The organism is Undibacter mobilis, assembly GCF_003367195.1.
GTDB lineage: Bacteria > Pseudomonadota > Alphaproteobacteria > Rhizobiales > Xanthobacteraceae > Pseudolabrys > Pseudolabrys mobilis.
The window spans coordinates 1,457,723-1,471,049 of record NZ_QRGO01000001.1 but is presented as its reverse complement, the minus strand read 5'-3'; the positions used below and the strand labels follow the sequence as shown (position 1 = coordinate 1,471,049).

The window sequence follows — 13,327 nt, the reverse complement described above, 5'->3', positions numbered from 1 at the left end:
CGATTTTATTTCGCCGCAGCGCGCGAAAGATCGAGGGTTCGATATCCCTCTCTAACTGATGTTATCTGAATTGAGCGGGGCTGGCGGAGAGAGAGGGATTCGAACCCTCGATACGGTTTCCCGTATACACGCTTTCCAAGCGAGCGCCTTCAGCCACTCGGCCACCTCTCCGGACCTGCCTCACCTAAAGGTGCCGGCGCCTTTCGTAAAGGCGCCCGGACGAATTCCGCAGTCTTTCCGCAATTGGGACAAACGAACGGCCGCGGCGGGTATAACCTTTGGCTATGAAAATCCGCGTGACTGAAGATTCTTGATTTGATTTTTCTATCAATCCATCGGGAGGAGCCTTTTGTTTCCGCCCCCCTAGGTCCCTATGGTCAGGGCTAAACATCAATAACAACAGGGAGCGGCGGCGTGGCCGGCGACACCTCAGCCTTGACCCTGATTCTGTCCGGCGACCCGGGGCTTTATCGCATTATCGGTCTGTCGCTTATCGTCAGCCTAAGCGCCGTATTCTGCGCCGCGATCATCGGTATCCCGCTCGGCGCCCTGATCGCTCTGACCCGCTTTCGCGGCCGCGACGGCACGATCGTCGTCCTCAACGCCCTGATGGGCCTTCCGCCTGTCGTGGTCGGCCTTGCCGTCTATCTGGCGCTGTCGCGGTCCGGCCCACTCGGCAGCCTCGGCATTCTGTTCACACCGCAGGCAATGGTCATCGCGCAGACGATTCTGGTGACACCGATCATCGCCGCCCTGGCCCGGCAGACGCTCGAGGACCTCTGGGTCGAGTATCGCGAGGAACTGGCGGCAATGGACGTCGGCCCCGCCGCACGCATCGGCACACTGATATGGGACGCGCGCTTCTCGCTGATGACGGCGCTGCTCGCCGGCTTCGGCCGCGCCGCCGCCGAAGTCGGCGCCATCATTGTCGTCGGCGGTAACATCGACGGCTTCACCCGCACCATGACCACGGCCATCGCGCTCGAGACCTCCAAGGGCGACCTGCCGCTCGCGATCGGCCTCGGCCTGGTGCTGATCGCCATCGTCGTCATCGTCAATGCGCTGGCCTGGGCCGCCCGGCGCGCCGGCGAACGTTACGCGGGATGACCATGCGCGCGCCCGACGCCGATCTCCCGATTATTCTATCCGGCATCACGATCAAAGCCGGGCGCGTGACCATTCTCGATCGCGTCACGCAAGTGATTGCCGCCGGTGCGCCGACGGTGCTGATCGGTCCGAACGGCGCCGGCAAGACGACTCTGCTGCGCGTTATCATGGGTCTGGCCCAACCGGACGCCGGCAGCGTGACCTGGGGCAGCCACAATGATGCGTCGCAAGTGCGCCGCGCCATCGTGTTCCAGCGACCGGTGATGCTACGCCGCCAGGCTAACTCCAATCTCGCTTATGCTCTCAACGCGGCCGGCGTGCCACGTTCGCAGCATCCGCAACGCATTGCCGAACTGCTCGCGCTGGTCGGGCTCGCCGATCGCGGTGCGCGTCCGGCGCGCAAATTGTCCGGCGGCGAACAGCAACGCCTCGCTCTGGCGCGTGCGCTGGCGCGCGATCCGGCCGTGCTGCTGCTCGATGAGCCGACCGCCAGTCTCGATCCGGCCGCAACCAAATCCATCGAGGACATTATCCGCGCCGTGGCGCGGCGCGGCGTCAAGGTCATCCTCTCGACGCACGATCTCGGCCAAGCCCGCCGCATCGGCGGCGACGTCATGCTGATGCATCGCGGCGGCATCATCGAACACGAACCAACAGACGCATTCTTTACCCAACCAAAAACCGAACAGGCACGGAAATTCATCGCCGGCGAATTGCTGGTGTGAGGCGCCACGATACCAACGACAACCATCTGGAGAACAAGATGATCAACCTTCGCATAGCGACAACGGCGGCCGCCTTTGCCTTCGCCCTCATCGTCACGCAGCCGAGCCTCGCCCAGGACAGGTCAATCGTGGTGGCGTCCACCACCTCGACACAGGACTCCGGCCTGTTCGAATATCTGCTGCCGAAGTTCAAGGACAAATCCGGCATCACGGTGAAAGTGGTGGCGCAGGGCACCGGGCAGGCGCTCGACACCGGCAAACGCTGCGATGCCGACGTCGTATTGGTCCATGCCAAGGCACAGGAAGAGAAATTCATCGCCGATGGCGCCGGCGTGAAGCGCTTTCCGGTGATGTACAATGACTTCGTCATCGTCGGACCCAAGAGCGATCCGGCCGGCATCAAAGGCGCCAAGGATGTGGCCGCGGCGTTGGTCACCATCAAGAACAAGGACGCGGCGTTCTTCTCGCGCGGAGACCGTTCCGGCACGCATTCTGCCGAACTGGCGCTTTGGAAGTCCTCCGGCGTCGATATCGAAAAGGATAAAGGCACCTGGTACAAATCGCTTGGCCAGGGCATGGGCGCGACGCTCAACACCGCTGCGGCCGGCAACGGCTACACGCTGACCGATCGCGCCACCTGGATCAACTTCAAGAACAAGCAAGACCTTGTCATCGCTGTCGAAGGCGACAAGCGCCTGTTCAACCAGTATGGCGTGATGCTGGTGAACCCGGCCAAGTGCCCGAGCGTGAAGAAAGACCTCGGCCAAGCCTTCATCGACTTTCTGGTGTCGCCACAGGGCCAGAAGGACATCTCCGGCTACAAGATCGACGGTCAGAGCCTGTTCTTCCCGAACGCGGAAGACCAAAATGCCTGATCCGGCAACCTTCCCCCCGGGTCCATCAATGACTAGATTGCGGTCATGAGCCCGAAGCCGGACAGCGCCGACACCTATATCGTTCGCCCGGATCCGCACGATCCGCGGCTGACCGAACGCGTCACCGGCATCGACCAGACCGGCGCGCGCATCGAGACGTCGGTGACCGTGGAGCGGCCGCTGACGATCTTCCTCAACAGCCAGGAGATCGTCACGGCGATGACGATCTCCGACTATCCGGACTATCTGGCGATCGGCTATCTGCTCAACCAGAATATGCTGCTGCCGGACGACATCGTCACCGGCGTCGATTACGACGAGGAACTGTCGATCGTCGTCGTACGCACCAAACGCAAAACGAATTACGAGAAGAAGCTCAAGAAGAAGGTGCAGACCTCGGGCTGCGCCCAAGGCACCGTGTTCGGCGATCTGATGGAAGCGCTCGAGAACGTGACGCTGCCGGCGACGCCGCTGCGCACCTCATGGCTCTATGCGCTGACGCACAAGATCAACACCACGCCATCGCTTTATCTCGAGGCCGGCGCCATTCACGGCTGCGTGCTGGCGCATGAGGACAAGCCACTGGTCTATATGGAAGACGTCGGCCGCCACAACGCCGTCGACAAGATCGCCGGCTGGATGTTCAAGGAAAAGGTCGCGGCGCACGACAAGATCTTCTACACCACCGGCCGTCTCACCTCGGAAATGGTGATCAAGACGGTGCGCATGGGCATCCCGATTCTCATCTCGCGCTCGGGCTTCACGGCCTGGGGCGTCGAGCTTGCGCGCAAGGCCAATCTCACGCTGATCGGCCGCGCCCGTGGCCAGCGCTTCGTCGCTCTCGCCGGCGAAGAGCGCATCGTGTTCGATCAGGATTTGAGCACGGTTCAGGACGAAGGCTCGAAACATCGCCGCAAGGCGGCGGTTGACGACTGACGGTTATGCACGACGTTCCCCCTCCCCCCACCTTCGGTCTTGTTCTCGCCGGCGGGCTCGCCCGCCGCATGGGCGGCGGCGACAAGGCGCATATCAAGATCGGCGGCTCGACCATTCTCGACCGCGTGCTCGCCACCTTGTCGGGCCAGTGCGCCGGCGTCGTCATCAACGCCAATGGCGATCCGGCGCGCTTTGCCGACACCGGCTGCGAGGTGATCGCCGACACGGTGCCGGATCATCCCGGCCCGCTCGCCGGCATTCTTGCTGGACTCGACTGGCTGGCGGCGCAGGGCCGCGGCATCGAATGGCTGCTCAGCGTACCAGGGGACTGCCCCTTCCTGCCCGAAGATCTGGTCGAGCGCCTGCATGATGCACGACGCAAGATGGGGGCCGGTGTGCCGCTCGCCTGCGCGCGCTCGGGCGAATGGCGTCATCCGGTCGTCGGCCTTTGGCCGCTGGCGCTGCGCGAAAATCTGCGCAAAGCGCTGGTCGACGAGGACCTGCGCAAGATCGAGGTATGGACCGCGCGCCACGGCATCGCCATTGCCGAATGGCCTACCGAGCCGGTCGATCCCTTCTTCAACGTCAACACGCCGGAAGATGTCGCGCGCGCCAACGCGCTAGCGGAGCGTTACGGCTAATTTTTTGAGCATGATCTTTTCCGAAAACTGGCACTCTTCCGGATCTCGCTCTAGCCCATCAACGTCGCGAACGAGAGAAAGCCGATGCGATCGCCGGGCGCGATCGACGTTACGGCCTCGGGAAACTCCAGAAGTCCGTCGGTTTCGGTCAGCGACGTGAGAATGCCGGCGCCATCCTGCGGATGCTTCACGGCTTCGATTTCGCCATCGGCGGCGCGGCGCAACGCCACGCGCACATATTCGCGGCGATCCTTCTTCTTTTTATAGGCAAAGGCGACACGCACAGGCAGCGGCAGCAACACTTGCGGCCGCGCGCCGGACAGCCTCAGCAGCAGCGGCTTGACCACCCGCACGAAGGTCACGAACACCGCCACCGGATTGCCGGGCAGTCCGCAGAAGGCGGCGCCGGCATTCGCGGCGTAATCCTTGCGCGGCGCGGCACGGATCACGCCCATCGCCACCGGCCGGCCCGGCTTGATAGCAACGCGCCAGAACACCAGGCTGCCGATCTTCTCCACGGCGGCACGCACGTAGTCGGCATCGCCGGTCGAAACACCGCCCGAGGTGATGATAAGATCGTGCCACGCCGCAGCCTTCGCCAGTGCGCGAGACAGCTCAGCCGGATCGTCGCGCAGGATGCCGAGATCGGTGACCACGGCGCCGAGCTGTTCAAGCAGCGCGCTGATCAGATAGCGATTGGAATCGAAGATCGCGGCGCCGCCGCGATTGGCACCCGGCTCGACGACTTCGTCGCCGGTTGAAAAGATCGCGACCTTGATTCGCCGCCGCACCTCGACATCGACAATGCCGAGCGCCGCCAGCAGCGCGATATGCTGCGCTTCGAGCACCGTACCGGCCGGCAGCACGATGCGACCGGCCGCGACATCCTCGCCGGCGAGCCGCCGGTTGGCGCCCAGCGCCAGACCCTTCGGCACCGTCACCCGGTCGCCATCGACTGTTACATCTTCCTGCATATAAACCGTATCGGCGCCCAACGGCATCGCCGCGCCTGTGAAAATGCGGATCGCCTGTTGCGGCCCCAGCGGGAGATCGGCGCGCGCGCCAGCGGTGAGACGGCCGCTCACAATCAGTGTCGTGTCGCCATCGGCAGCAAGATCGGCGTGACGCACGGCGTAACCATCGACAGCCGAATTATCGAAGGGCGGCAGATCGACCGGCGCCTTGATATCGCTCGCGGTAATGCGGCCACGCGCGCTGCGCAGCGGCACGCGCTCGGTCTCGGACACCGGCGTGACACGTTCCGAAATGAGCCGTTCCATCTCGGCAAGTGGCAGCAGCGCGCCGGAGAATGCGAAGCAGTCGTCGGTCAGTTGCGCCATGTCTTCTCCCGCATGCGCAAGCGGCGCCCCGTGGCGGCTGCCTTGCTAGTCAGCCATCGTCCGCTCGACGTCACCGACCGTGACGGCGTATTTGAGCAGCAGGTCGGCGATCGCTTCGATGTCATTGAGATCGACCACCGGCAGCTTGACCTGCGGCAAGTCCATATCCGCCGCGATGGCGGCAATGTACGAGTCGTTCGGATACAACAACGGCTTTTCGTTGGCGGCGCGGTGGACCTCGATCTTGGGAAAGGCATCGCGCTTGAAGCCTTCGACCAGCACCAGATCGACCGGCGACAGCTTGGCCACCAGATCGAGCATGTCCCATTCTTCTTCCTGGCGCAGCTCGTGCAGCATCGCCCAGCGGTTCGCCGAGGCGATGATCACCTCGGTCGCGCCCGCTTCGCGGTGCATGAAGCTATCTTTGCCCGGTTTGTCGAGATCAAAGCCGTGATGTGCATGCTTGAGCGTCGAGACGCTGATGCCTCGCGCCTTGAACACCGGAATGAGCTTGGTGACGAGCGTGGTCTTGCCCGATCCGCTCCAGCCGGCGAGGCCAATGATCCGCATCGTCGACTTCAAGCGTGCCCCGATGATGGCGTTCTCGCGATCGCGCATGACGTCGATATCGTCCGATCCGTCGGCGGCGGCATAGAGATCCGGGCGCAGGATGGTCCGATCGACGCCGGTTGCCGACTCCACGGAGATGACGCGGCTGACGGGAACGCGCGTCCAGTTTGACACCGATGGCTGCGTAATTCCGATACGGCGCGCCAGTTCCGTGACGCCACCGACGGCGCGAATGGCCTCAAGAAGTCCGCGTTCCGGCATGTTGCGAATTGCGCTCGGGCGCCTGTTGCAAGCGTCGGGCAATCCGACGTTGTCACGATTTCCCGTGAATATACAAAAATACCGTGCGGCTTACCGGAGGGTCAATAGCGCATGTCCGTGGGTACAAACCTGTAACTGCCCTGCGGCCGCGGGTGTTCCGCCACAATTCAGAAAGTGGGACAGGCCGTTCATCCGGCCGGCTCCATGCCAATGGCGCGGATTCGCGCCCGCGTCACTTCATCGCGGAGCGCAGCAAGGAAGGCTTGCACCGCTGGACGGGCCTTTCGGCTCTCCACGACGAGGAAATCATAATATTCCGGCGCAACCGGGATGAAGCCAAGACCATACATCTTCGCCACCGGCTCGATGGCGACACCCCAGTCGGCGCGACCTTGCGCGATCGCCGCCGCGACAGCGTTGTGGGATTTCGGCTGATTGGCATAGCCGGCGGGGCGCGCGCCATTGAGCAGCCGGTCGATGAGAACGCGCGTGCCGGCTCCCGCGTTACGGTTGACCATCAGGATGTCGGATCCGGTCAGCGCCATCTTGATGGCTTCGGCGGCGTTCTTGCCCTCGAAGCGCGCATCACCGGCCCGAAACACAAGGCCCTGCATGCGCTTCCACCCCGGCACCAGCGACAATTCCGATGTCACCAGATGTTTGTTGTAGTCGCCGCTCCGCGGATCAACGAGATGAACCGGCGCGATATCGCATTGGCCGCGCGTTGCGGCCGCGACGCCGCCAAGGCTGCCGACTGCGAGCGTGCGCGCAGCGAAACCACGCTCCGCCAGCGCGCCAACCACGACATCGAGTGCCACGTCATGGCTGCCCATGATGGTCACGTCGGGCGCAGCGGCGCCGGCCCCGATCAGCGTCACCTGCGCGCGCGCATCGGCCTCGAGCGCACTCGCCAGCGCGTCAATTTCAATGAAGCCATCGGCCTGGGAAAAGCTGGTTACCGCGCCGGAGCCCTTGCCGGTCGGGAATGCGACCGGGCCGTCGTCGCCATCGACCAGCGACACCAGCACGAATTCCTTGCGGCCGAGTTCGGACGCAACGCGCACCGGCACACGCGCTTCGATGGTCTGCGCCGCTTCCGGGGGCAGGCCGGCAAGCACCCGGATCACAGGCGCAACAAAAGCATGGAACGTAAAGATCGCCGAGGTCGGAAAACCCGGCAGCACAGCGAATGGAAGCTTGCCCACGGCGCCGAGGCACAAAGGCTTTCCCGGCTTGAGCGCCACACCATGCACCAGGATTCCCGGCGCGCCGAGCCCGGCCACGACAGCATGCGACAGATCGCCCGCACCTTTCGACGTGCCGGCCGACAGCACCACCATGTCACATGACCCGAGCGCCGAGCGCACGGCCTTGTCGAGCGCAGCCCTGTCATCCGGTATGGCCCCGAAGGGCACCGCCTCGCCACCCGCCTCAACCACAGCCGCGCCGATGATAGCGCCGTTGGAGTCATAGATGCCCGCAGGCTTCAGCGCTTCGCCGGGCGGCACCAGTTCGTCACCGGTCGAGATCACCGCGACGCGCGGCCGGCGCACGACATCGACAGCGGCAAGCCCGCTCGCCGCCAGCATACCGATCTCGCGCGAGCCGATGCGCACGCCTTTGCGCAACAACGTCTCGCCGCGCGCGATGTCGGAACCGGCATAGGAGATGAACTGCCCCGGCGTCGCCGCGCGGGTGAGTTCGATGCGTGGCGCGCCCTCACCGATCAGCTCGGTGTGCTCGATCATGACCACGGCATCGGCACCGCGCGGCACCACGCCGCCAGTCGCGATTGTCGTAGCAGTGCCCGGCTTCACCTCGAGCGCCGGGCTGTCGCCGCAGGCAATCACTTCGGCATTCAACGTGAAGAGCTTCGGCGCAGCGTCGCTAGCGCCGACAGTGTCGGCAGCTTGCAGTGCGAAACCATCGACATTGGCCCGATCGAACGGCGGCGCATCGACCGCGGCAACGACGTCGTGCGCCAGAACGCGCGTCAGCGCCTCGGCCAGCGCGACGCGCTCGGCGCTGAGCGGCTTGAGCTCGATATGCGCCTCAAACCGCGCCCGTGCCGCCTCGGCTGAAACGACTTCGAGGAACTGCTCCTGACGCGCCGCCGCGCGCACGCGCGCGATCAAGTCGCTGTCGCCCTGCTTGCGGCTTTCGGCATCGCTCATGGCCACGGCCTCACCTGCACCGTGGTGCCCAGGGCATAGCCCTCACTTTCTGCCGGCACCATGATCCAGCCATCCGATCGCGTCAGTGCCGAGAGCGGCAGATATTTGGAGGCCAGCGGCTCGACCGTGTCCTGCACGCGGCGTACCGGCACGATTTCGGCGAGGCCGACGGTGGACGATACCTTGCGCGACAAGGTGAGAATTTTATACGGCTGGCGTTCGCCGCCCGGCACACCGGCCAGCCGGTCCTGGATGCGCCGCCCGATTGCGAGCCACACGCTTAGCGCCGCGTCGAGGCGGCCCGGCAATAGCAACAGCGGCCGCGGCCCGGCGAAACCAAGTGCGGTCGTCTCGCCCGGCGTGATGGCCATGCCATGCACCGCGAGTTCGCAGTCGCGCGCCATCGTGTGAACGCAGGTGTCGTTGCGGCCCGAACCGGTGCCACCAATGACGATGATGGCATCGGCCGATTCGGATGCGAGCACAGTGCCGAGGTCGCGGCCCGGATCGTCGAGTTTTGCGGCGCCGCCGCGGCGCTCAATGTCGCCCGCCAACAGCCGCGCCGCAGCGATCACAATCGCTGTACCGCGCAATGGCAGCACGCGAATGCGCGGCTCGCGCACGGCGATACGCGACAGCCCTACTGCGGCAAAAGCGGCGAGATCCGTCATGCGCAGACGCTCTCCGGCACGGCGCAGCGGAATATCGGGATCGTTGTCACCGCCGGCCGCCAGCACGCCGTCGCCGGGGTTGACGGTGGCAAGCGCTTCGGCAAATCCATTCCTGATCTTCACCGCATCGAACGGCGCGACGCTGTCCATGTCCGGCGGTAGCACCTGACCGGCCTCGATGCGCTGTGGGGGATGGAGCAGCGGGATCGGCGCATAGGGTCCGGCGCCGAGGGTGGTGTCGGCGGCCAGCGCCCAGCCATCCAGCAACGCCAGAGCCGAAGACGGCCGCGCGGCGCCCGTAACATCGACGGCGAGGGCGCGGCCGGCGGCGGTGGCAACATCGAGGGTGCGCGGCGTTACCGGCTTGACGCGAAGATCGACCATCGCCGTGACCTCGGACAACGGCGTCAGCTTCGAAATCGTCTGCAGGGTCTCGGAAGCCGCCGCCATGTTTTCCTGGCCGTTATCTTGTGCGATGAGGGACTTAAGTCTACCGCAGCGGCGACGGCAACAGGAGCAGAACCTTGGCCGAAAAGATCATGAACCTGCGCGGTCTCAAATGTCCGTTGCCGGCGCTGCGTGTGCGCAAAATGCTGTCAACGCTGCAGTCTGGCGATGTCGTGGTTGCCGAATGCACCGATCCCATGGCGGCCATTGATATTCCCAATCTGATACGCCAGACCGGCGATACGCTGGAAGCCAAGGTCGCCGGCCAGGAAGAGGGCCAGGACCTGCTGACCTTCCGCATCCGCAAGAAGTAAGCGCCTGTCGCGGCGTCAACCGGCGGAATACCCGTCAAGCATCTGTATTATCATCATTATTTTCATTTACGGGCGTTGCCGACTTTGCTTTGACGTTGGCGCGCCCGGCCTGTAGCGAGTGGCCATGGCGCCTCCTCCCCTTCTGCAACTCACCGGCATCAAGCTCACCTTCGGCGGCACGCCGCTTTTAAGCGGCGCCGACCTGTCGGTGTCGACCGGCGAACGCGTGTCGCTGGTCGGCCGCAACGGTTCGGGCAAATCGACCCTGCTCAAGATCGCCGCCGGCTTGGTCGAGCCGGACGGCGGCACCGTGTTCGTGCAGCCCGGCGCGCTGGTGCGCTATCTGTCGCAGGAGCCGGATTTCGGCAGCCACGCTACGGCTTTGTCTTATGTCGAAAGCGGGCTGAAGCCGACCGACGATCACTATATCGCCCGGCAGCTGCTGGAAGAGCTCGGGCTCACCGGCAGCGAAGCCCCCTCGCACCTGTCCGGGGGCGAGGCGCGGCGCGTGTCACTGGCTTATGCGCTGGCGTCCGACCCCGACATCCTGATGCTCGACGAGCCGACCAACCATCTCGATCTGCCGACCATCGAATGGCTGGAGCGCGATCTGGGCGCGCGGCGCACGGCGCTGGTCGTCATCAGCCACGACCGACGCTTTCTATCCAACCTCACGCGTACCACGGTCTGGCTCGACCGCGGTGTCACGCGGCGACTCGACAAGGGTTTTGCCTTCTTCGAGGAGTGGCGCGATCAGGTGCTGGCGGAAGAAGAGCGCGACCAGCACAAGCTCGACCGCAAGATCGCCGCCGAAGAGCACTGGATGCGCTACGGCGTCACCGCGAGGCGCAAGCGCAACATGCGCCGCGTCGGCGAACTCGCGGCCCTGCGCGAACAGCGCCGCAGCTATCGCGGCACGGCAGGCGCCGCGGCGATCACCGCCGGCAGCGCGCAGCAGTCCGGCGCTTTGGTGATCGAAGCCAAAAGCATTTCGAAGAGCTATGGCGACCGCGCCATCGTTACCGATTTCTCGTTGCGCGTGGCACGCGGCGACCGCATCGGCATTGTCGGACCGAACGGCACCGGCAAGACGACGTTGATCAATCTGTTGACCGGCGCCGACACGCCCGATTCAGGCAGCGTCAAGCTCGGCGCCAATCTCGCCATCGCCACGCTCAACCAGCATCGCGACAGCCTCAACCCCGACACCACCGTCGCCGAGGCGCTGACCGGCGGCGCCGGCGAAACCGTAATGGTCAACGGCACGCCGAAGCATGTCATCGGCTATATGAAGGACTTTCTGTTTTCGCCGGAGCAGGCGCGCACGCCGCTCGGCAAACTCTCCGGCGGCGAGCGCGGCCGCCTGATGCTGGCGCAGGCGCTGGCGCAACCATCGAATCTTCTGGTGCTCGACGAGCCGACCAACGATCTCGACATGGAAACGCTCGACGTGCTCGAAGAGACAATCAGCGATTATCCCGGCACCGTGCTGCTGATCAGCCACGACCGCGATTTCCTCGATCGGCTGGTCTCCGGCGTCATCGTGCCGGAAGGCGACGGCCGCTGGACCGAATATGCCGGCGGTTATTCCGATATGCTCAAGCAGCGCGGCGACGATCTTTCGCGCGCGGCGCCGAAGGAAGAGCCGAAAGCGGCCAAAGCCGTTGCCGACAAGCCCGCGCCGGGCAAACCGCAAAAGCAGAAGCTCAGCTTCAAGCACAAACACGCCCTGGAAACGCTGCCGAAGACCATCGAGGGCCTGCAGGCCAAGGCGGATGAACTGCAGGACAAGCTCAACGATCCGCAGCTTTACGTTCGCGACCGCGCCGCATTCGACAAGATCACCAAGGACCTCGGTGAAACGCACCGCAAACTGGCCGCCGCCGAAGAAGAGTGGCTTGAGCTTGAAATGATGCGCGAGGAATTGGCGGGAGAGTGAGCGTCAGCTAAAGCGCGCGACATCAAACGGCGCGACCGGGCACGACGGCGGTTTGCCGTCGATGAGATCGGCCGTCAGCCGCGCGCTGCCGCAGGCGAGTGTCCAGCCGAGCATGCCCTGCCCGGTGTTGAGGAAAAGCCCTTCGAGCGGCGACGGGCCGATCACCGGCCGGCTGTCGGGTGTCATCGGCCGCAGGCCGGCCCAGGGCGCCACATCAGAAGCCGCAACATCGCCCAGCGTATCGATGTCGAACGTATCGGCTGCCGCCGCCTTCAATTGCGCAATGCGCGATGGCACCGGCGTCGTGTCGTAGCCCTGGAAATCGGCAAAACCGGCAATGCGCGTCGCGCCCGGCAGCGGCGCATAGACGATCTTGCGGCTGTAATCGGTGACGCTGTGCGTTAATGGCGGCTTGCCTTCGTCGGGCACCGTGATCGAGTGGCCCTTTACCGGATAGATCGGCAAATTGAAGCCGCAGGATTTCGCGAAAGCACGCGCACCGGAGCCGAGCGACAACACGAACTGATCGGCCTCGATCACGCCCCGATCGGTTTCGATGGCGGTCATGCGGCGGTTCCTCACAACCGGGCGACCGATGGCGGTGTCCATGCGCATGTCGACGCGGTTGCTCTCTTTCAATTTGGCGAAGAGCTGCTCGCAGAACGAGCCGCAATCGCCGACCTGTTCCGACGACGTATAGAGACCGCCGGCGAATTCGCTGACGTCGAGGGCAAGATTCGGCTCCAGCTCAAGACACTGGCGCGGCGTCAGGGCAACGGCGGGATCGTCCGCGTCCGGCGTCGCCGCCACGAAATCCGCCGCCTTGCGGAAGATCACCAGCTTGCCGGCCGTGCGCAGGCCGAAGTCGAGGGGCACCTTGCCGAGCAGGCGCTCAAGCTCCGCGCGGCTCAGTTCCGCCAGCGCCAGTTGCGCCGCGGTGGTGCGCGCCACTTCGGCGCCGGTGCAGGCCTTGAGAAACCGCAGGCCCCAGCCGATCAGCTCGGTGTCGAGCGAGACCTTGATCGCATCCTCGCCCGGTAACAGAAGCCCGGGCAGTTGCCGCAGCATCTTCGGCGAGGCCATGGGCGCGACGTAGCGATAGGAGAGCTGGGCACCATTGGCACCGCTGGCCCCGGCCGCCGGCCGGCCGGCGCCATCGATCAGCACGATCTCGTGCCCCGCCTCGGTGAGCCACCAGGCAGTGGTCAGGCCGACCACGCCGGCACCCAGAACGCTAATTTTCATCGGTTTCGCCGCTGTTTTCTGTTGCGGCGCACCTTACGCCGGCCGGCGAAAGCCTCTTATGCAAAATTTGCATGATAAGATG

12 protein-coding genes, 1 tRNA gene and 1 pseudogene are annotated in these 13,327 nt (G+C 64.7%); 7 read left to right on the top strand and 7 right to left on the bottom strand.

All coding sequences use genetic code 11. The features are described from left to right. Window positions 1–81: 81 nt before the first annotated feature. Window positions 82–171, bottom strand: a tRNA-Ser gene (locus tag DXH78_RS06965). Window positions 172–414: 243 nt separating this feature from the next. Between DXH78_RS06965 and DXH78_RS06960 the strand changes: the two genes are divergently transcribed. Genes DXH78_RS06960 through mobA form a run of 5 tightly spaced genes read left to right on the top strand, consistent with a single transcriptional unit; the run spans window position 415 to window position 4,284 of the window. Further along, window positions 415–1,107 carry an ABC transporter permease gene (locus DXH78_RS06960; protein ID WP_115516366.1) on the top strand — a complete coding sequence of 231 codons (693 nt, stop codon included), beginning with the start codon at window positions 415–417 and terminating at the stop codon, window positions 1,105–1,107. Between the two features lie 2 nt (window positions 1,108–1,109). Further along, entirely contained in the window at window positions 1,110–1,832 is a 723-nt protein-coding gene (locus tag DXH78_RS06955) for an ATP-binding cassette domain-containing protein (RefSeq protein WP_115517768.1), read from the top strand. A gap of 38 nt (window positions 1,833–1,870) precedes the next feature. After that, the gene (locus DXH78_RS06950; RefSeq protein ID WP_115517767.1) at window positions 1,871–2,707 is read left to right on the top strand and encodes an ABC transporter substrate-binding protein; all 837 of its coding nucleotides are present in this window, start codon (window positions 1,871–1,873) and stop codon (window positions 2,705–2,707) included. A 45-nt stretch (window positions 2,708–2,752) separates the two neighbouring features. After that, window positions 2,753–3,643: a formate dehydrogenase accessory sulfurtransferase FdhD gene (locus DXH78_RS06945; RefSeq protein ID WP_115516365.1), complete on the top strand. Its 891-nt coding sequence runs from the start codon at window positions 2,753–2,755 to the stop codon at window positions 3,641–3,643. 5 nt (window positions 3,644–3,648) lie between these two features. Beyond that, window positions 3,649–4,284: a molybdenum cofactor guanylyltransferase MobA gene (mobA, locus tag DXH78_RS06940; protein ID WP_115516364.1), complete on the top strand. Its 636-nt coding sequence runs from the start codon at window positions 3,649–3,651 to the stop codon at window positions 4,282–4,284. Window positions 4,285–4,334: 50 nt separating this feature from the next. Here mobA and DXH78_RS06935 read toward each other — a convergent pair whose 3' ends face one another. From DXH78_RS06935 to DXH78_RS06920, 5 genes and pseudogenes are all read right to left on the bottom strand, one after another. Next, entirely contained in the window at window positions 4,335–5,624 is a 1,290-nt protein-coding gene (locus DXH78_RS06935) for a molybdopterin molybdotransferase MoeA (protein ID WP_115516363.1), read from the bottom strand. A 45-nt stretch (window positions 5,625–5,669) separates the two neighbouring features. Further along, a complete protein-coding gene (gene mobB / locus DXH78_RS06930; protein WP_245416856.1) occupies window positions 5,670–6,194 on the bottom strand; it encodes a molybdopterin-guanine dinucleotide biosynthesis protein B in 525 nt (174 codons plus the stop codon). Between the two features lie 90 nt (window positions 6,195–6,284). Continuing rightward, a pseudogene (locus DXH78_RS20355) lies at window positions 6,285–6,455 on the bottom strand (Cro/CI family transcriptional regulator); the annotation flags it as partial. 188 nt (window positions 6,456–6,643) lie between these two features. Further along, window positions 6,644–8,629 (bottom strand): molybdopterin biosynthesis protein, encoded by a 1,986-nt coding sequence (locus DXH78_RS06925; protein ID WP_115517766.1) that lies wholly within the window; start codon window positions 8,627–8,629, stop codon window positions 6,644–6,646. Next, window positions 8,626–9,750, bottom strand: coding sequence for a molybdopterin-binding protein (locus DXH78_RS06920; protein ID WP_115516361.1), 1,125 nt, complete (start codon window positions 9,748–9,750; stop codon window positions 8,626–8,628). The genes DXH78_RS06925 and DXH78_RS06920 overlap by 4 nt, the downstream gene beginning before the upstream one ends. A 74-nt stretch (window positions 9,751–9,824) precedes the next feature. Between DXH78_RS06920 and DXH78_RS06915 the strand changes: the two genes are divergently transcribed. Next, window positions 9,825–10,061 carry a sulfurtransferase TusA family protein gene (locus DXH78_RS06915; RefSeq protein WP_347337763.1) on the top strand — a complete coding sequence of 79 codons (237 nt, stop codon included), beginning with the start codon at window positions 9,825–9,827 and terminating at the stop codon, window positions 10,059–10,061. A gap of 124 nt (window positions 10,062–10,185) precedes the next feature. After that, on the top strand, window positions 10,186–12,000 hold the full coding sequence (locus tag DXH78_RS06910) for an ABC-F family ATP-binding cassette domain-containing protein (protein WP_115516360.1): 1,815 nt from the start codon (window positions 10,186–10,188) through the stop codon (window positions 11,998–12,000). 3 nt (window positions 12,001–12,003) lie between these two features. On the opposite strand, the gene DXH78_RS06905 is transcribed toward DXH78_RS06910, so the two are convergent. Beyond that, window positions 12,004–13,245, bottom strand: coding sequence for an FAD-dependent oxidoreductase (locus tag DXH78_RS06905; protein ID WP_115516359.1), 1,242 nt, complete (start codon window positions 13,243–13,245; stop codon window positions 12,004–12,006). Between the last annotated feature and the right edge of the window lie 82 nt (window positions 13,246–13,327).